We start from the raw sequence: 17,819 nt of genomic DNA, 5'->3' as shown, positions 1-17,819 counted from the left end.
GGGCCGCCAGCGCTGCCCTCCGCATGACGGCAGGACTACTTCTTGTACACCGCGTCCGGATCGAACAGCCTGTCCGCATCGACAAAGACGAGCCTGGCGCCGCCGTCTTCGGCCTCGACCTTGCGGTAGAAGCAGGACCGGCGGCCGGTGTGACACGCAGCGCCGATCTGCTCGACGCGCAGCCAGACCGCATCCTGATCGCAATCGGTGCGGATCTCGAGCACGCGCTGGGTCTGACCTGAGGTCTCACCTTTTCGCCACAAGGCATTGCGCGAGCGGCTGAAGTACCAGGCTTCGCCGGTCGCGATGGTCTTGCGCAGCGCCTCGTCATTCATGTGCGCGACCATCAGCACGTCGCCGGTGGAAAATTCGGTCGCGACGACCGTGACGAGCCCGGCCGCATCGAGATCTCGGAAGGAAGGCGAGACCTTCCTCGGTTTCATGGGAGTGAGCGGACACAACGCCCTCGCCGGTCTATTCGCGAGGTCAGCGCTGCAGGCCTCGCACCAGGGACAGAAAACGCGCCTGTTCCGCCGGATTGTCGCGGAACATGCCGGTGAAGCGGCTGGTGAAGGTGGAGGCACCATGCTTGGCGACGCCGCGCACCGACATGCAGGTATGCTCGGCCTCGATCAGCACGGCAACGCCGCGCGGCTTGAGGATCTCGTCGATCGCTGCCGCGATCTGCGCGGTCATGTGCTCCTGGGTCTGGAGCCGGCGGGCGAAGATGTCGGTGAGGCGCGCAAGCTTCGACAGGCCGACCACGCGTTCCACCGGCGTATAGGCAATGTGCGCCTTGCCGTAGAACGGCATCATGTGATGCTCGCATTGAGAGGTGAACTCGATGTCGCGCACAAGGACGAAGTCGTCATAGCCGGCGGTCTCGCCGAAGGTGCGATCGAGCACCTCGGCCGGGCACTGGTGGTAGCCCTGATAGAGTTCGTCGAAAGCCTCGACCACGCGGCGCGGCGTGTCGAGCAGTCCCTCGCGGTTGGTGTTCTCGCCGATATAGGCAAGCAGCGTCTTCACCGCCTGCTCGGCCTCGGCGCGCGCCGGGCGCGGCTGGTCGGCGCGGACGGCGGCTGCAAGGAATTCGGAAGGATCGAGCTCCGCCGGACGGCTCTCGGGCTGCCGATCGGAGGGCTTGTTGGGGCGGATGGATTTGATGGTAGCGTCCATGTCGACTCCGTTCGACGGCCTTGCGGCCGGAGTGTCACCGGCAGACGGGGCGGCGAGCCGCCGGACGCCTGAGAGAACAGTTTCGGCGAAAAGGTCTTCAAATTATAACGCCGGCAGCACGGTTCTGGATCACACCATCGCTGCGGCGCTGGACTGTTTTTCCGCCAGTTCCGACCTTATATAGGGCCGTGGACGGCGCACGCCAAGGCCGGTCCTGCTGGACTCCATCACATGCTGAACGACATTTATAACAAGCGGATCATCGAACTGGCCGGGAATATTCCGCGGCTCGGGCGGTTGCCGGATCCCGATGCCACTGCCACCGCCCATTCCAAGCTGTGCGGGTCGACCGTCAAGGTCGACCTCAACATGGAGGGCGAGAAGGTCACTGACTTCGCCCATGACGTGAAGGCCTGCGCGCTGGGACAAGCTTCTTCCTCCATCATGGCAAGTCAGATCGTCGGATCGACTGCGAGCGAACTCCGTGAGTTACGCGAAACTGTTCGCAAGATGCTGAAGGAGAACGGCGCGCCTCCTGAAGGCAAATGGGAAGAGATCAAGTTCCTCGAGCCGGTCCGCGACTACAAGGCGCGCCACGCCTCGACGCTCCTGACCTTCGATGCCGTGGTCGATGCCATCGGCCAGATCGAGGCGAAGGCGAAGCAGCCGGCTGCGGCGCAAGGCTGATTCCGGAGGCTGATCCGGGCTCGTCGCTCGACCCGGAAATAGATCAGAGATTCGAGGCTACTTCTGCGACGCCGCAACCGGCGTGGCCACGCCGCCCGTGGGCACCAGGGCTTCCGCCGTCTTGGTCGACTTCGCAGGCTGCTCCGGTTCCGCACCGAACCTCGCCTGGGTCTTCGGTGCAAGCTCCGCCATTGCCGGCGCGGAGATGTCGACATGCGGCAGCACGTCGGCCACGAGATCCGTCGTCACGAGATTGGTCAGCTTGAGCTCGCCTGCATCGAGCTGATGCAGATCTTCCCAGGGCGGGACGCTGAGCGCGAGCGACAGCAGATCGCCGGCACCGCCCATGTCGAACGTGTATTTGGCAAGCCGGCCGATGTCGCGCTCCACGATCATCAGGTCCTGCGCGCTGTAGCTCGCCGCCTTGGCATCGTCGGCGCGATCGCCCATCCAGATCTGGTGAACCCGGACATGGGCCGCTTCCGGCACGTAGCGCTTCTTGCCCGCCAACAGCAGGAACACGCACATGGATTCGCAATAGGCCTCCGGCGCGACTGCCGGACGGGCCGACTGCCCGCCGCGGTTCTGAACGCTAACGCCGACCGTGGTCAGAAGTCCGAGATTGCGGAAGCGCCGGCCGAGCGTGATCGCGTCGTTGACGGAACCGCCGCTGGAATCCAGCACCACGGTGGCGCCGCCGAGCTGGCGCCCGCGGGAAAACTCTTCGAAGTCCCGGGGCGTATCGGCGGTGATGATGCCGACTGCACTGACCCAACCGCGGCAATTCGGCTCGCAGGCGACCCAATTGAACTTCATCGGCAGCTTGCGCTCTTCGAGGGCAGCACCGGCCCGGGCAGACGACCCGAGCGTCGCGACGGCGCCAGCCAGCACGACTCCACAAGCAGCGGTTCCCACCAGCAACCAGCCGCGAAGATTGAGCGCCTTCAGAAGTTTCAAACTGGTCCCTTCCCCAAGTCCCAAGCTTTAGCCCAAGCCTTACGGCGAGCCGACTCAGCCAAGCCCCGTTCCGACATTCCAATGAGTCTCACATGGACGTCACAAAAATGGTATCCGGGGGAATACAGCTCGTCCATAGGCATTTGCTGCACTGCTCCCAAAAAGCACGCAAAATATGACGTACAAACAACAGCTTACAGTTCCCTGCACCGGAACCGCGCAAAACCTCGCCCACGATCTCAGCAAAGCGCCCATGAAGCAATCAGCCCGCGAGCCATGTTCCAATCCCGTCGCGGGCGCGCTCCGGCTTCCACGCAGATTCGCCCGCGCGCTGATCTGGCTCTACCGCCACACGCTCTCGCCGCTGGTTGGCTACAATTGCCGGCACCTGCCGACCTGCTCCACCTATGGCGACGAGGCAATCGAACGGTTCGGGCTGTGGGCCGGCGGCTGGATGACGCTCGCACGCCTGCTCCGTTGCAACCCTTTCGGCACCTCGGGCATCGACAACGTGCCCCTCACCGCACCACAGGGCGCGCGCTGGTACTTGCCTTGGCGCTACGGCCGCTGGCGCGGCGTCAACGCATCCTGAGCATGATGCGGCGCCTCAGGTGTCGCTACCTTGAGTGGAACCGAAACTCTCTCCTCGCGTTGCTGTGATGCTCCCGCGGGAGGAAACAACAATGCGCTGGAAAATCAGCCCTCATTTTCACGTCAGACTTGGACCGGATTCCCGGGGTGGTTCGCGAGGCCACGATCCCAGAACCCTCGACATGCTCGCCATCATCGCCCTGCTGCTGCTCGTGGTCGGCTCCGGCTGGTATCTGGAGACGAGTCTTGCCACGCCGCCTAGCACAACGGCGTTCATCGTACCGAGCCAGAGCGTGCACTGGTAATTAGCGGGACCAGAAAAAGCGTCCGGGTGGCGGCGGGACCGGCTCAGGCGGACGTGGCCGCTTCGGACGCAGCGGTTTCGGCGACGGCTCGGCGGACGAGGTGGTCTCCGCCCCCGGCGCCGTCTCGCTTCCCGGCACCTTCACCGCCAGCAGCAAGTTCGACTCGTGCATCCGCCAGCGGTAGCCGACGCCGAAATCGATCGGCTGGGCGCGCGTGAACAGCGCGGCGTAGCGTTCCTGGTAGCGGCCGGGAAATTCGCCGATCGGTCCGAGATAGCGGCCGAACGGGAAGAACCGCCATTGCCGCGAATTGTAGCTCGAAAGCGGAATGCCGGAATCGTCCTGGACGATGGTCGCGCTGTTGGCGAGCAACCAGTCGCGCGCCACGGTGAAATTGCCGGAGTGCAGCAAATAGGACGCACTCTTGATCAGGCTGTTGCCGGGTCCGAGCGTCTCGCAGAACTTCAGGAATCCTGCCGCGCGTGCACCTGAATTGGAGAGATCGGTCGAGAAATAATACAGCGTGCGCGCCTCGCCGTCGGGGCCCGCAAAGGTGATGCGGGCGCCGCGCGTCGCGTTCGGTCCTGGATTGTCGTTGCCGACATGCACGCCGCCCCTGTCGTCGAGTGCGACCATCTCGACATTGCGGATGATCTTGCCGGAGCGGACGAGGAAGACGTAGAGGATCGGCAAGGTGCCGTTGACCTGGTTGGTGTGCAGGTCGACCTTCATTTGCTTGGTGATGAAGAAGGAAAAACTCAGGATGGAGCCGAGCGAGCGCTCGACATTATAGAGCGCGGCGCCGACCGAACTGCGCGGCAATCGCGTCAGGTCAGCCACTGCACCGACCGGCTCCAGCGCGCCAAGCACGTAAGTGCTGGCCTTGGGATAGAAGCCGTTGGCGTAGAGGAAGTCGGGGCCGCTGAACCAATAAAACATGGTCGGCTTGGTCGCCGCCAAATTGACGTCGGCCCAGTTGCGGATCTTCGCGAGCTGGCGCTCCTCGAGCTGGGCGAAGGCACTGTCGAAGAATCTCGCGTGGCGTTGCCAACCCGAGTCCTTTGTGAGCGGCACCAGCGGCGAATCCGCCGAAGGCTGCATGCCCGCGAGGAAGCGCGCGGTGTCGTCGAAGGTTGCCTCGGCAGCACGTGCGGACGAGACGGCCGCAGCCAGCAAGGCGAGAGCCACGGCCGCAATTCTCATGGGTCGAAACATGTCTATTCGCGATTGTGTGACGTGCCAGCGGCTACCGGCCGCCTGCGGAAAACAGCATAAATCAACAGGCCCGAGACCATGACGAGCATCCCCGATAGCGATTGCACCGGCCGCTCAGTCAATAAATAGTACATCATGAACGCGGTCACGAGCAGGAACACGAGCGGCGTGAACGGGTATCCCCAGGCACGATAGGGCCGCGGCAAATCGGGATCCGTGATGCGCAGCTTGATCACGCCGGCGACCGTGAAGAACGAGCAGAACAGCAGCGCGAACTGGATGAAGTCGAGCACGGCCTCGAAGCTGCGCGTGAACAGCAGCAAATTGGCGACGGCGAGCTGAAACAGGATGGCATAGGCCGGCGCGCCGCGCACCGATCTCCGCGAGAACACGCGCAGCGCCGGAATATCCTCCCCCATCGTCATCATCACGCGCGGGCCGATCCACATCATCGCGCTGATCGAGGAGATCAGGCCGAAACAGATCATCGCGCCGACGATCCGGCCGCCGAGATTGCCGAAGATCGCGCTGCCGGCGACGCTGGCGACGTCGAGCTGACCCGCGAGCGCGCCCACCGGCGTAGAATGGAGAAACACCGCATTCAGCGCGACGTACAGCACGAGCACGATCAGCGTGCCCGCGAGCAGCGCACGCGGCAGGTCCCGCTGCGGCATGTTCATCTCGCCGATGATGTAGGTCGCGGCATTCCAGCCCGAGAACGAATACATCACGAATACGAGCCCGATCGCGAAAGGCGCGCTGACGATATGCACGAGATCACCCGCCTGCGGCGTGAAGGCGATCGGCTGCGGCACGCCGACGATGAAGCCGGCGACCAGGAAGGCAACGATCAGCACGACCTTCAGGATGGTCGAGATCAACTGGAACGTCGAGGAATGCCTGACCCCGGTCAGTTGCACGAGCGAGACCAGCCACACCACGGCGATGGCAAGCGGGATCGGCGGCACATCGGGGACCACCGATTTGGCGTATTCGCCGAAGGCCATCGCGGCGAGCGCGACGGGTGCTGCAAAGCCAACCGTCGCCGACACCCAGCCGGCGAGAAAGCCGAAGGCGGGATGATAGGCTCGGCCGAGGAAATTGTATTCGCCGCTCGAGCGCGGAAACATGGCGCCGAGCTCGCTGTAGGAGAACACCCCGCACAGCGCGACGATGCCGCCGACCGTCCAAAGCAAGAGGATCGAGAAGCCCGAGGGAATGTCCTTGACCTGGAAGCCGAGGCTGGTGAAGACGCCGACCCCGATCATGTCGGCCACGACGATGGCGGTTGCGACCAGAACGGAGACCCCCGACCCGCTTCCGGTCAGCCGGCCGGTCCAGGGTGCAGTACCCGCATCTGATGCCGTCATCGCCGTCCTCAACCTCAGGCGTCACGTCTCGTGGGAAGCATCGTGCAGCTCGGTCCAGTCAATTCAAGCAGGGTTAACAAGGGTTAAATGAGGCGGGGCCGAATCGGTACTGCAGCACCATCAATGCACGATGCGGGCAATAAAGCGTCGTAAACACCGGGACATCCCGTCTCCCTCCCCCCACAATCACGACACGATTGCGTGGTCCCTTTGAGCGTTCCGGATGTGGGGAAGTTTCTCCGGACACTTAACGTCGCCTAAACGCCCATCGGCTCAATTGCCTTAATGATTGCCGATGGACTTGTGGTCATGACTTGGGGTCATGGGTGAATGGTCGGGGCCGTTCCGAAGCCGAGAGCTGACATCCGCGCTGACCGGACCACGTCCGGCGCACGCGGTCGTGCGCTTCGGACCGCTCTGATCTCAGCCTTGGTGCCGTTGTCGCTGACGCTGGTTCAATGCGGCAAGGCACCCAATCCGGCAGCGCTCGCGGCAAACTCACAGGCCAACGTCCAAGGCAACGTCCCAGCCAACGTCCAGGTCGTCGCGAAGACAAACCAGCTCGCAAGCAGCGACACGTTCGAGGATCGCTTCCCGGCCCCCCAGTTCAGGGAGCGCTTCCCATCCGCGAGCGAGGGTTTTCTGCAACGGCAGATGTCGGACTTCTCACCCAAGCGCGCCGTGCAGCCGCAGCCGGAGCAGGCGCCTTACAAGGTTGCTTCGCTCGCGCCGCAGGCCCCCTACCAGCGTCCGCCACGCGAGGACCTGACGACGCTCGTCAGCATGAAATCGTCAGCCTTCCCCTATTTCGGCAACAACCCTGCCTCCGACGCGCCATTCCTCAACATCTCCAAGGGCGACCGCCGCGGCCACCGCAGCTATTCCGGGCGCGTGTTCTGGCAGGACGAGACTTACAACGATAACCGCGTCCTGATGCACGTGCCCGAACATTTCGACGTGCGGAAGCCAGGCGTGATCGTGGTGTTCTTCCACGGCAATGGCGCGACGCTGGAGCGCGACGTGCGCGACCGCCAGCTGGTGCCGCAACAGATCACTGATTCCGGCGCCAACGCCATCCTGCTCGCACCGCAGATGGCAGTCGATGCCGCCGATTCCAGCGCAGGAAAATTCTGGCAGGCTGGCGGCCTCAAGCGCTTCATCGACGAGTCGGCGAACCATCTCGCCCGCCTCACTGGCGATCCCAACAGCGCCCGCGCCTTCGCCAACATGCCGATCGTGATCGTCGGCTACAGCGGCGGCTTCCTGCCGACGGCCTGGAGCCTCGAGGTTGGTGGCATCAGTGACCGTGTCCGCGGCGTCGTGTTGCTCGACGCCGTCTATGGCGAGATGGACAAGTTCGCCTCATGGATCGAGAGCCACCGCTCCGGCTTCTTCGTCAGCTCCTACACCCGCTACACCGCGCGGCGCGACCGCGAACTGATGAGCACGCTGCGGCAGAAAGGCATAACCGTCTCCGAAGACATGGACGGCCCCTTGCGTCCGGGCAGCGTGGTGTTCGTCGAAACCGGGGACGGCATCACGCATCGTGACTATGTGACGCGAGCGTGGACGCGGGACCCGCTCAAGGACGTCCTCGTGAAGATGTCGGCGACGCCATCACTCGCGCTCACGCGCGTGGCCTCCACCAATCCATCCCCGTCGAGCCGGTAAGCCCGCGATATTGCGCCGTCGGTATTTTGGCTAGGTGGGCCTGTAACTGTCGCAGGCCCTGATCTGCCTCAGGTCTTTGGCAGCTTCGGAATGCTTTCGGCAAAGCCGTTGAAGCAGGCCAGCCGCTCGTCCTCTTCCTTGAAGAAACGGCAATCGGCGTAGCCCTTGGCCTTGGCCGGCTTCGGCTTTGGCGTCGGCGGGATCACGGCGTCGTAGCAATTGAGCCGGTCCTTGGTGCCGTCATCGAGCTCCAGGCAAGCCTGCAGCCGCGCCGCGATGGATTGTGGCTTGCCCTTCGGCGCGGCAGCCGGCTTGGCCGCAGCCTCCTTGGTGCCCGCCTTGGTCCCTTTGGGCTTGACCTGCACCAACGGCTTGTCTCCGATCATTGGTGGCTTGTCGGCTTGCGCGAAAGCGGAAGCTGAATAGAGCACCGCGGCAACCGCCAGAATCATCCTCATCTCAGTCAACCCTCTTTGGTCCCCATGACCGGCCTTCTAGCCTCCCGGCGCGCGGTTTGCCAAGCACCTTGCGCACACAGGCACGCTTCCGTTCAGGCCGGGGCGGCTGTTGCCGGCCGGGGCCGGGTCAGGACGACCAGGATCAGCGCCACCACCACGAAACCGACTGCGACGAAGCCGAGCGTATGCAGGAGCTCGCGGGCGAACAGCAGTCCGCCGACGGCAGAGCCGACCGCCTGGCCGATATAAAGGACGGAGGTGTTGAGTGCGACGGTCGCCGATGCCAGCGACGGTGCGGCCGAGACCAGCCGCACCTGCTGCATCGAATTGGTCGAGGCAAAACCGAGGCCCCAGATCGCGACCGCACCCGCCATCAACGCGAGCGTGCCGGCGCCGAGTGCCCAGCCCGTGATTCCTGCAAGCAGCAGGCAGGTGAACAGCAGCGAGGTGCGATAGGGTCCCGAGGTGTCGACGATGCGGGTCGCGATGACAACGCCGAGGAAGCCGCAGACGCCATAGAGAGCGAACACCAGGCCGATCGCATCGGGCCCTGCGCCGGTCAGCTTGTTGAGCAGCGGCCCCATGAAGGTGAACACCACGAACTGCCCGGACATCTGCAACATCGTGATCGCAAGCAGAAGCCGGATCGTTCTGTTGCGACCGACCGCGCTCCAGGTCTTCAGATCCACCGGCGTCCCCTTCAAGCCCCCGGCAGCCGCATTAGCAACAGCAGGAAGCTGACGCAACCGAGCGCGCCGATTCCGCCATAGGCCGCGCGCCAGCCATAGCGGCTGGCGATGAAGGTGATCAGCGGCAGGCCGACGGCGGCAGCGAGCGACCAGCCGAGAAAGATGTAGGCAATCGTGCTGCCGCGACGCTCCACCGGCACGATCAACGCCGCCGTACCAGCGGCCTGCGGCGTGTAAAGCGCGCCGACCGCGAGCATCACCAGGCGGATGACGAGGAGGCTCGCATAGTCGGGCGCAAAGGCCGAAGCCAGATTGCCGAAAGCGAGCACCGCCAGCGTCGTGGCGAGTAACGCCCGGCGCTCGATCCGGCTGGTGAGCCAGGCCGTCAGCGGCGAGCCGATGCACAGGATGACAGCCCCGAAGGTGATCAGGAGCGCGGCCGCATGGATGCTGACGTCGAGCCCCGTCGCCAATTCCGGCAGCATGCCCGCCGGTGCCAAGACCGAGCAGCCAGTGACGAGATTGCCGAGCATCAGGGCGGTTGGCGCGAAACGGCCGGCGCGTGCATTTTCCATGCAAACGCATGTAGAGCCGCCTTGCGACCAGTTAAAGGGCATTGCCCGGAATAGTTCGTGCCGCGCCTCCGCTTTGGCGCGCCGGTTTCTTGGAAATGCCGGATTGCGCAGGCCGAATCGCCTGATATATCGCTCGTTCCCGCTTACCTGCGCTCGTTCGCAGGAGTGAGCCTCAGGAGACATGCCATGACCGACCAGCCCAACGACCCATCCAAGGACCAATCCAAGTCCGAGCAGCCCAAATCCGAATCCGGCTTCCAGTACAGCCTCAGCAATTTGAGACCCGTGACCCCACCGGAAAAAATCACCCTCACCTTTCCGGACGGCGCCCGGCGCGAATACGCCAAGAGCATCACCGGGCTCGAACTCGCCAAAGGCATTTCGCCGTCGCTGGCCAAGCGCGCGGTCGCGATGGCGCTCGACGGCGTGGTCTCCGACCTCGACGATCCCATCGAAGCCGATGCCAGGATCGAGCTGATCAACCGCGACGATCCACGCGCGCTCGAGCTGATCCGCCATGACTGCGCCCACGTGCTGGCCGAAGCCGTGCAGACGCTGTGGCCGGGCACGCAGGTCACCATCGGTCCCGTGATCGAGAACGGCTTCTATTACGATTTCTTCCGCAACGAGCCGTTCACGCCGGAGGACTTTGCCGCGATCGAGAAAAAGATGCGCGAGCTCATCGCGCGCGACAAACCTTTCACGAAAGAGGTTTGGGATCGCGAAAAGACCAAACAGGTGTTCCGCGACAAGGGCGAAGCGTTCAAGGTCGAGCTGGTCGACGCCATTCCCGGCAACGAGCCGATCAAGATCTATTACCAGGGCGACTGGTTCGATCTCTGCCGCGGCCCGCACATGACATCGACCGGTAAGGTCGGCAACGCCTTCAAGCTGATGAAGGTGGCCGGCGCCTATTGGCGGGGCGACAGCAACAACCCGATGCTGACCCGCATCTACGGCACGGCATTCGCCAAGCAGGAGGACCTCGACGCTTATCTGAAGCAGATCGAGGAAGCGGAAAAGCGCGACCATCGCAAGCTCGGGCGCGAGCTCGACCTCTTCCATTTCCAGGAGGAAGGCCCGGGCGTCGTGTTCTGGCACGCCAAGGGCTGGACCATCTTCCAGCAGCTGATCGCCTATATGCGGCGGCGCCTGGCCGGCGACTACAGCGAGGTCAACGCCCCGCAGATCCTCGACAAGTCGCTGTGGGAGACCTCCGGCCATTGGGGCTGGTACCGCGAGAACATGTTCGCGGCGCAGTCGGCCGGCGAGGAGGCCGAAGACAAGCGCTGGTTCGCGCTGAAGCCGATGAACTGCCCAGGCCACGTGCAGATCTTCAAGCATGGCCTGAAGAGCTACCGCGACCTGCCGCTGCGGCTCGCCGAGTTCGGCGTGGTGCACCGCTACGAGCCGTCCGGCGCGATGCACGGATTGATGCGCGTGCGCGGCTTCACCCAGGATGACGCGCACATCTTCTGCATGGAGGATCAGCTCGCCGACGAGTGCCTGAAGATCAACGAGCTGATCCTGTCGACCTATGCCGATTTCGGCTTCACCGGCGATCTCACTGTGAAGCTGTCGACCCGGCCGGAGAAACGCGTCGGCACCGACGCGATGTGGGATCACGCCGAGCGCGTGATGGCGACGGTGCTGCGCGAGATCCAGTCGCAGAACAATCACATCAAGACCGAGATCAATCCGGGCGAAGGCGCCTTCTACGGACCGAAGTTCGAATATGTGCTGCGCGACGCCATTGGCCGCGACTGGCAGTGCGGCACCACGCAGGTCGACTTCAACCTGCCGGAACGGTTCGGTGCGTTCTACATCGACCACGACAGCGGCAAGAAGCCGCCGGTCATGGTGCACCGCGCGATCTGCGGTTCGATGGAGCGCTTCATCGGCATCCTGATCGAGCACTATGCCGGCAACTTCCCGCTCTGGCTGTCGCCGGTGCAGGTGGTGGTCACCACCATCACGTCGGAAGCCGACGAGTATGCCAAGCAGGTGCTGGAGCAGGTCCGGCGTGCGGGACTTCGAGCCGAGATCGACCTGCGCAACGAAAAGATCAACTACAAGGTCCGCGAGCATTCGCTCGCCAAGATTCCGGCACTGCTCGTGGTCGGCAAGAAAGAGGCGGAGACGCAGTCGGTCTCGATCCGCCGGCTCGGCAGCGACGGGCAGCAAGTGACGACGACGGTGGAAGCCATCGCCGCCCTCGTCGACGAAGCGACCCCGCCGGATGTGAAGCGAGCGCGCAGCGCGGCCTCGACATCTGAAATCGGTCTAAACTCGCTTTCGGTTGCGGGCGTGCATTCCTATGTGGGGATTGCACGCCCGACGACCAGCCGAAGAGGAAACCGCAGTGCCCGACGCCATCGAACTCCTGAAGACCCGCCGCTCGGTCAAGCCGCGCGAGATGTCCGGACCCGGCCCCTCCCCCGCCGAGCTCGAGACCATCCTCACCATCGGCGCGCGCGTGCCCGACCATGGCAAGCTCGCGCCCTGGCGCTTCATCATCTTCGAGGGCGATGCGCGCCAGCGCGCCGGCGAGGTGATCGCAAAGGTGTTCGCCCGGAAGAATCCCGGCGCGGCGGCGGCCGATGTCGAGACCGAGCGCAAACGCCTCATGGATGCGCCGCTGGTGATCGGCATCGTCAGCTTCACGAAGCCGCATCCGAAGGTGCCGGCCTTCGAGCAGGAATTGTCGGCCGGGGCCAGCGTTATGAACATCGTCACGGCCGCGGCGGCGCTCGGCTACGGCGCCTGCTGGCTGACCGGCTGGTTCGCGTTCGATCGCGACGTGCTGGATGGCCTCGGCCTCAAGCCGGACGAGAAGCTCGCGGGCTTCGTCCATATCGGCAAGCCGACCAGGCCGAGCGAAGACCGTCCGCGACCGGTCCTTTCTGAAATCGTGACGCGATTTTAATCGAAGGCGTGTTGACGCCTTCGACGTCTTGCGGCTTTGATCCCGGCGAGGGAGGGAGCCCGGATGAAGCGTCGTGAATTTCTGGTCGGAGCCGCGCTGCTGGCCGGCACGATGGCGCGAAGCCGCGCCGCCGACGTCCCCGCGCCGTGGTCCGACGGGCTCGACCGTATCACAGCGTATTTCGACAACGAGGTGACGAATGGCCGGCTGCCCGGCGCCGTGGTGCTGGTCCAGCAGCACGGCAAGCCGGTCTATCTGAAGACTATTGGCGTGCGCGACACCAGGACCGGTCTCGCGATGACGCCCGATACAATCTTCGCCATCCACTCGATGACCAAGCCGATCACCTGCCTTGGCGCGATGATGCTGATCGACGAGGGCAAGCTCGCGCTCACCGACCCCGTGTCGAAATACGTTCCCCTCTTCGCCGACACCAAGGTGGGCCTCGAGGTCACCAATCCCGACGGCACGTTGCACCTGGATCTCGTGGCCCCGGTCCGTCCCGTCAACATCGAGGATCTCCTGCGGCACACCTCGGGCATCAGCTACGACTACATCGGCGGCAAATGGGTCGAGCAGGCCTACAAGGCCGCAAATATCTTCGAAGGTCAATTCAACAACAGGGAATTCGCCCAACGCATCGCAAGGCTGCCGCTGGCACGGCAACCGGGAACGCTGTGGCGCTACGGTCATTCCACTGACGTCCTCGGCAGCGTCATCGAGATCATCTCGGGCCAGACGCTGTACGAATTCCTCAAGCAGCGCATCTTCGATCCGCTCGGCATGAGCAGCACCAAGTTCGCGCTGGCGACCGAGGACGAGCTTGCGCGGATGGCGCGGCCGCTGCCGAACGACAACATCCTGCTCGCCGCCGAGCGCGAGCGCCTCGATCACCCCGAATGGCAGTCCGGCGGCGGCGGGCTGCTCTCGACCATCACCGACTACCAGCGATTCGCGCAGATGCTGCTCAATGGCGGCGAGTTCGACGGCAAGCGCTATCTGAGCCCCGCTGCCTTCAAGGCCATGACGACCGATCACGTCGGGCCGGGCTCGGGCGTCGGACGCGATTACTTCTATTTTCCGGGCGACGGCTTCGGCTATGGCTATGGCCTCGCGGTGCGGACCGATCCCGGCAACGCCAAACCGCCGCCGCCGGGCTCACTCGGCGAGTTGAAATGGGACAGTGGCAGTGGCACCTATTTCGGCGTCGATCCCAAGCTCGACATGGTCTACCTGCTGATGCAGCAGACCCAGAACGAGCGCAGCCGCATCACGCCGGCCTTCAAGGCGCTGGTCTACGACTGCTATCCGTCCGAGTTACGCCGTCCGTGAATCTCGCTCGCCGAAATCGGCGAGCAGCTTTGCGATCTCGGCGGCGTATACTCCCATCATCCTCGTCATTGCGAGCGCAGCGAAGCAATCCGGACTGCCCACGCGGAAAGACTCTGGATTGGTTCGCTGCGCTCGCAATGACGGAGTCCGTGGGTGGAAGCGTCGCACTTTCATCGCATTCCGGATCGCAGACGCACCTTCGCATCCTCGCGGCTTGTTCGCCCGAGCTTTGCCTCGATGCCTTACCCTCAAATGAAAGAGGGCGCAGGGAAGACCGGGTGCCGGCTGGCACCCGCGGTCCACTGTGCGAGATTGTCGTGAACAAAATTGCACAGCAGCATACAGGTGAAGCCAAAACATCCGGCCTTCCCTGCGCAGTGGCTTTACGGCTTATGTCGCGCTCTCCCCGGGGAGCGATGCACTATTGCCCCCGTCGCCTTGCGGATGGCTGACGCGTGCGCCCGGTTGGGCAACCCACATCACCGCAACGCTTGACGCACAGACCCCGGGCGTCAGGACCACACGATTTTGCCGTACGCCGATCACACCGGTCGTGTGCGCGAGGCCTTCGCTCACGGTTGCCCGCCCTGCGAAGCCGATCGCGCCGATGTGACTAACGTCCACCGCCGTCCGGCCCGCGTTCGTGACGATCGCGATACGCCCCTCTTCCTTGAGCCGGGTTGCGGCGACACATACGTCGTTTCCGAAATTCGGTAAAGCGGAATATTTTCGCGGCTCGCGTTGACCGACAATTTGGGTGTTTTGCCCGTCGGGCAACGCAAGGTCTTGTAGCCCGGATGAGCGAAGCGACATCCGGGATTCCTGACCACGAGCTGTCCTGGTATCGCTTCGCTCACCCGGGCTACGGGACTTATCGGACTGCACGCGCAGTCCCGACTAGTCCTCGCTGGACGTCGCCAAGCGGTTGCGCAGATGGGCCTGCGACAACAGAAAGAACAATGCGCGCTCGCCATGATATTTGGCGGACGGCCGAGTGCGCTCGAAGCCATCGGCAAATTTCTTGCCGGATTGGTCGCACACCTGCCACCGCCAGCCGAACCGCTTACGCCTGGTGAGGATCACTTCGAACATGCCGACGAGCTTGGTCCCCTGCTCCTTGCCGGTCTCGCAGACGCACGAGCCTGCTCCGGCCTCCCCCGTTGGAGTGATGTCCGACATATAACGCGGCAGGATGGAAAGCGAATAAAATTGATTATCGGAAATAGGTATCTTGCACCGGCTGTGAGGAAGTCGCGGCGCCGCTGGAATAAGCCGGCGGTGCCGGTGTTGATCGGTCCTGCTTGGTAGCGCTGCCAGAGCTGTTCAAATCGAAACGCCAACAATCGCAACAGCAAGCGGAGCAGCGGAAAGCATCTGCTTTCGCACACGGGACTGGCGGTAATGAGATATGGGAATCCATGCGCTGAATGAGAAGTGTTCACCAGGCACGAAGACCAGCGTCGGGCCGCATGCGGCATCACCGCTCAAGCACTACCGCGCGACGACCTCGACTTCGCCGTCGACGCCGTTGACGACATTGAAGCCGCGCTCGTAGACCTTGCCCTCGTTCTTGGCGATGGCGCGGTATTCGCCTTCGGAGAGCACGACGCGGGGAAAGGCGCCGATCGATTCCTTGATGACGTCGCCGCCCGGGGTCAGTACCGACCAGGCGGTGTTGGCGAGCGCCTCGCCGCCCCTGTCGCTGACGAGCTTGAGCGTGATGACGGCAGCGCGGTGGGTGATGGTGACGTCGGTGAGCTTGCTGGCCTGGACGCGGATGTCCGAGCGCACCACCGAATTGGCGTCGCCGTAATTCGAGATGATGTAGTAGGTGCCCTCCGGCAGCAGCACGACGTCGCCGGCGGCCACGTTCGGCACCAGGGAGGCGCGTTCGCCGGATTCGAACTGGCTCCCCTTGTAGATCGCGAACGAGATCTGGTTCTGCGGAATGCGACTGGTGCCGACGCGGCCCTCGATGCGCAAGCCGCCGGCGGGCAGCACGAAGGACTCGCGATCGGTCTCGGCTTTCAGGCTGACGGTGCGCACCGCGCTGACGAGGCCAAAGGCGACATGCACGACGTAATTGCCGGGCGGCAACACGATGTTTGGCGTGGCATTACGATCTTCGCGAATCAGCTTGAAGGTGCCGTTCTCGTCGGGACGATCGGCAAACACGCGCCAGACCAGGCCGCTGGTGATCGGCGGGGTATCCTTGCCGTATTTCGCGGTCAGCGACAGCACGCCCTGTCCGGGCACCGCCGCGTTGAGCGGCGGGGCGGATGGCACAGTCGTGACCGCGGGCGGCGGCATGCTGGGCGTGGTCGGCTGCAACAGGGTCGGCGGCAGGCTCGGCGGTCCGGCACCCGGGCCGGAGGGCGGCGCCAGACTGACGGCACCGCCGGGATCGGGCACCGAAGCGGGCGGCACCGGCGGCGGACGATCGGAGAAAAGCTGCGCCTGCGCAGCATTTTGGCCAAGAGTATAGAGGCAGGCAGCAAGGACCAGCACCGGCAGCAGCGATGTGCTGCGCCGCCATCCGATGATGCCGTCACCCCCGAGAGTCATGCCACCTGCTTTTTCACCGAAAACGCGGCAAATTCAAGCCTCTGGATCCCCGAGAAATACGGCCAATACGGTTCTTTGGAACCCGGCTGACGCCTGCGTGATTACCCCAGGGGCACCCGTCCCTCGCCATACTCCTGCCCCGCGCGCTTCCCAAACCGGCATAAACCATGCTTCGGCCCGGTTCTGGCGGAGCGCGAGTGCGGTGCCTAGTCTGACGGCGGGTCCCGGCGTAGGAGAGTTTCGGTGCTGGACATATTGAAGGGTCGGGGTTCGAACAGCGATAAGGTCGGCGAGAAAGTCGGCTTGGGCAGCATCCGCCGGCCGGTCATCGGCCTTGCCCTCGGCGGCGGCGCGGCGCGCGGCTTCGCTCATATCGGCATTATCAGGACCCTGCTCGCCAACGGAATCGTGCCTGACGTCGTGGTCGGCACCTCGATCGGCGCAGTGGTCGGCGGCCTCTATGCAGCCGGCCGGCTCGATACGCTGGAAGAATGGGGCCGCAGCCTGCAAGGCATGCGCAACATCCTCGGCTATCTCGACATCCGCCTCAACGGCTCCGGCCTGATCGGCGGCGAGAAGCTGGCGACCCGGCTCGAGGCTGCCTGCGGCCAGAGCCAGATCGAGGATCTCCCGGTCAAGTTCGCCGCCGTCGCGACCGAGGTCCGCACCGGCCACGAGATCTGGCTGACGCGCGGCCGCGTGGTCGACGCGATGCGCGCCTCCTACGCGCTGCCCGGCATCTTCTCTCCGGTCCTGATCGGCGATCGCTGGCTGGTCGACGGCGCATTGGTGAACCCGGTGCCGGTCTCGGCCGCCCGCGCGCTCGGCGCGGAAATCGTCATCGCCGCAAATCTTTCCAGCGACATCTTCACCTATTCGACGACGGTCTATTCGCACGGCGCGATGCCTGAACCGGTGATCCCCGCGACCGAAGAGCCGGCGTCAAAGCGGCGCTTCCCGAGATTCTTCTCGCCTGAGAAGACGGTGAAGCGCGAGTTCTTCGGCGGCGGCAGCGCCCGGCCCGGCCTCTCCTCGGTGATGGTCGACGCTTTCAACATCATGCAGGACCGTATCACCCGGGCCCGCCTCGCCGGCGATCCGCCCGACATGCTGATCACACCGCGGATCGGCCAATTCGGCTGGTTCGATTTCCACCGCTCCGAAGACCTCATCGCGCTGGGCACCCGCGCAGCCGAGCGTGCGCTGGAGTCCATCCAGGAGGCAATCCACGAACTGGCGCCCGCGCCCGAGGGCGCCGCGCCCAAAGCCGACCAGCAGGCCTGATCAGGCGGTCTACTG

General features: G+C 64.2%; 15 protein-coding genes and 3 pseudogenes. 8 read left to right on the top strand and 10 right to left on the bottom strand.

The features are described 5' to 3' along the window. Positions 1–35: 35 nt before the first annotated feature. Both hisI and folE read right to left on the bottom strand, forming a co-directional pair. A pseudogene (gene hisI / locus AB3L03_RS32195) lies at positions 36–459 on the bottom strand (phosphoribosyl-AMP cyclohydrolase). Between the two features lie 27 nt (positions 460–486). Then, positions 487–1,179, bottom strand: coding sequence for a GTP cyclohydrolase I FolE (folE, locus tag AB3L03_RS32190; RefSeq protein ID WP_007602630.1), 693 nt, complete (start codon positions 1,177–1,179; stop codon positions 487–489). 231 nt (positions 1,180–1,410) lie between these two features. Here folE and AB3L03_RS32185 point away from each other — a divergent pair, with 231 nt between their 5' ends. Beyond that, complete coding sequence (locus AB3L03_RS32185; protein ID WP_368507691.1) at positions 1,411–1,866, top strand: iron-sulfur cluster assembly scaffold protein; 456 nt, start codon at positions 1,411–1,413, stop codon at positions 1,864–1,866. A 57-nt stretch (positions 1,867–1,923) separates the two neighbouring features. Here AB3L03_RS32185 and AB3L03_RS32180 read toward each other — a convergent pair whose 3' ends face one another. Beyond that, positions 1,924–2,823 (bottom strand): hypothetical protein, encoded by a 900-nt coding sequence (locus tag AB3L03_RS32180; protein WP_085385003.1) that lies wholly within the window; start codon positions 2,821–2,823, stop codon positions 1,924–1,926. Between the two features lie 253 nt (positions 2,824–3,076). Between AB3L03_RS32180 and yidD the strand changes: the two genes are divergently transcribed. Further along, the gene (gene yidD, locus AB3L03_RS32175) at positions 3,077–3,415 is read left to right on the top strand and encodes a membrane protein insertion efficiency factor YidD (protein WP_018455375.1); all 339 of its coding nucleotides are present in this window, start codon (positions 3,077–3,079) and stop codon (positions 3,413–3,415) included. A 91-nt stretch (positions 3,416–3,506) separates the two neighbouring features. Beyond that, positions 3,507–3,719 (top strand): hypothetical protein, encoded by a 213-nt coding sequence (locus AB3L03_RS32170; protein ID WP_026232939.1) that lies wholly within the window; start codon positions 3,507–3,509, stop codon positions 3,717–3,719. Here AB3L03_RS32170 and AB3L03_RS32165 read toward each other — a convergent pair whose 3' ends face one another. Both AB3L03_RS32165 and AB3L03_RS32160 read right to left on the bottom strand, forming a co-directional pair. Next, complete coding sequence (locus AB3L03_RS32165; RefSeq protein WP_368507690.1) at positions 3,720–4,934, bottom strand: hypothetical protein; 1,215 nt, start codon at positions 4,932–4,934, stop codon at positions 3,720–3,722. Positions 4,935–4,936: 2 nt separating this feature from the next. Next, complete coding sequence (locus AB3L03_RS32160) at positions 4,937–6,304, bottom strand: APC family permease (protein WP_018455372.1); 1,368 nt, start codon at positions 6,302–6,304, stop codon at positions 4,937–4,939. Positions 6,305–6,634: 330 nt separating this feature from the next. On the opposite strand from AB3L03_RS32160, the gene AB3L03_RS32155 reads away from it, so the two are divergent. Beyond that, entirely contained in the window at positions 6,635–7,975 is a 1,341-nt protein-coding gene (locus AB3L03_RS32155) for an alpha/beta hydrolase (RefSeq protein ID WP_368507689.1), read from the top strand. A 68-nt stretch (positions 7,976–8,043) separates the two neighbouring features. On the opposite strand, the gene AB3L03_RS32150 is transcribed toward AB3L03_RS32155, so the two are convergent. Together AB3L03_RS32150 and AB3L03_RS32145 are read right to left on the bottom strand one after the other, a co-directional pair. Then, on the bottom strand, positions 8,044–8,433 hold the full coding sequence (locus AB3L03_RS32150) for a hypothetical protein (RefSeq protein ID WP_085385007.1): 390 nt from the start codon (positions 8,431–8,433) through the stop codon (positions 8,044–8,046). Between the two features lie 92 nt (positions 8,434–8,525). Further along, positions 8,526–9,697, bottom strand: a pseudogene (locus tag AB3L03_RS32145) (MFS transporter). 186 nt (positions 9,698–9,883) lie between these two features. On the opposite strand from AB3L03_RS32145, the pseudogene thrS reads away from it, so the two are divergent. The 3 genes and pseudogenes from thrS to AB3L03_RS32130 all read left to right on the top strand — a co-directional run. Then, a pseudogene (gene thrS, locus AB3L03_RS32140) lies at positions 9,884–11,962 on the top strand (threonine--tRNA ligase); the annotation flags it as partial. A gap of 97 nt (positions 11,963–12,059) precedes the next feature. Further along, positions 12,060–12,623: a nitroreductase gene (locus AB3L03_RS32135; RefSeq protein ID WP_085385010.1), complete on the top strand. Its 564-nt coding sequence runs from the start codon at positions 12,060–12,062 to the stop codon at positions 12,621–12,623. A 63-nt stretch (positions 12,624–12,686) separates the two neighbouring features. Beyond that, the gene (locus AB3L03_RS32130) at positions 12,687–13,955 is read left to right on the top strand and encodes a serine hydrolase domain-containing protein (RefSeq protein ID WP_368507688.1); all 1,269 of its coding nucleotides are present in this window, start codon (positions 12,687–12,689) and stop codon (positions 13,953–13,955) included. 390 nt (positions 13,956–14,345) lie between these two features. On the opposite strand, the gene AB3L03_RS32125 is transcribed toward AB3L03_RS32130, so the two are convergent. The 3 genes from AB3L03_RS32125 to AB3L03_RS32115 form a co-directional block, all read right to left on the bottom strand. Next, entirely contained in the window at positions 14,346–14,768 is a 423-nt protein-coding gene (locus AB3L03_RS32125; protein WP_368507687.1) for a hypothetical protein, read from the bottom strand. 84 nt (positions 14,769–14,852) lie between these two features. After that, complete coding sequence (locus AB3L03_RS32120; protein ID WP_018455363.1) at positions 14,853–15,134, bottom strand: hypothetical protein; 282 nt, start codon at positions 15,132–15,134, stop codon at positions 14,853–14,855. Between the two features lie 312 nt (positions 15,135–15,446). After that, complete coding sequence (locus AB3L03_RS32115; RefSeq protein ID WP_204511590.1) at positions 15,447–16,520, bottom strand: hypothetical protein; 1,074 nt, start codon at positions 16,518–16,520, stop codon at positions 15,447–15,449. A 243-nt stretch (positions 16,521–16,763) separates the two neighbouring features. Between AB3L03_RS32115 and AB3L03_RS32110 the strand changes: the two genes are divergently transcribed. Next, positions 16,764–17,804 (top strand): patatin-like phospholipase family protein, encoded by a 1,041-nt coding sequence (locus AB3L03_RS32110; RefSeq protein ID WP_085361736.1) that lies wholly within the window; start codon positions 16,764–16,766, stop codon positions 17,802–17,804. The last annotated feature ends 15 nt before the right edge of the window (positions 17,805–17,819 follow it).

The sequence above is a fragment of the Bradyrhizobium lupini genome (genome assembly GCF_040939785.1).
Classification (GTDB): domain Bacteria; phylum Pseudomonadota; class Alphaproteobacteria; order Rhizobiales; family Xanthobacteraceae; genus Bradyrhizobium; species Bradyrhizobium canariense_D.
The sequence above is the reverse complement of the archived record's forward strand: the minus strand, read 5'-3'. Positions and strand labels throughout refer to the sequence as shown.

Excerpts from the sequence above, each read along its gene's own strand:
- AB3L03_RS32160 (WP_018455372.1), bottom strand. The coding sequence starts at position 6,304 with ATGACGGCATCAGATGCGGGTACTGCACCCTGGACCGGCCGGCTGACC.
- AB3L03_RS32185 (WP_368507691.1), top strand. The coding sequence starts at position 1,411 with ATGCTGAACGACATTTATAACAAGCGGATCATCGAACTGGCCGGGAAT.
- AB3L03_RS32130 (WP_368507688.1), top strand. The coding sequence starts at position 12,687 with ATGAAGCGTCGTGAATTTCTGGTCGGAGCCGCGCTGCTGGCCGGCACG.
- AB3L03_RS32150 (WP_085385007.1), bottom strand. The coding sequence starts at position 8,433 with ATGAGGATGATTCTGGCGGTTGCCGCGGTGCTCTATTCAGCTTCCGCT.
- AB3L03_RS32125 (WP_368507687.1), bottom strand. The coding sequence starts at position 14,768 with ATGTCGCTTCGCTCATCCGGGCTACAAGACCTTGCGTTGCCCGACGGG.
- AB3L03_RS32120 (WP_018455363.1), bottom strand. The coding sequence starts at position 15,134 with ATGTCGGACATCACTCCAACGGGGGAGGCCGGAGCAGGCTCGTGCGTC.
- AB3L03_RS32170 (WP_026232939.1), top strand. The coding sequence starts at position 3,507 with ATGCGCTGGAAAATCAGCCCTCATTTTCACGTCAGACTTGGACCGGAT.
- yidD (WP_018455375.1), top strand. The coding sequence starts at position 3,077 with ATGAAGCAATCAGCCCGCGAGCCATGTTCCAATCCCGTCGCGGGCGCG.
- folE (WP_007602630.1), bottom strand. The coding sequence starts at position 1,179 with ATGGACGCTACCATCAAATCCATCCGCCCCAACAAGCCCTCCGATCGG.
- AB3L03_RS32155 (WP_368507689.1), top strand. The coding sequence starts at position 6,635 with ATGGTCGGGGCCGTTCCGAAGCCGAGAGCTGACATCCGCGCTGACCGG.
- AB3L03_RS32165 (WP_368507690.1), bottom strand. The coding sequence starts at position 4,934 with ATGTTTCGACCCATGAGAATTGCGGCCGTGGCTCTCGCCTTGCTGGCT.
- AB3L03_RS32115 (WP_204511590.1), bottom strand. The coding sequence starts at position 16,520 with ATGACTCTCGGGGGTGACGGCATCATCGGATGGCGGCGCAGCACATCG.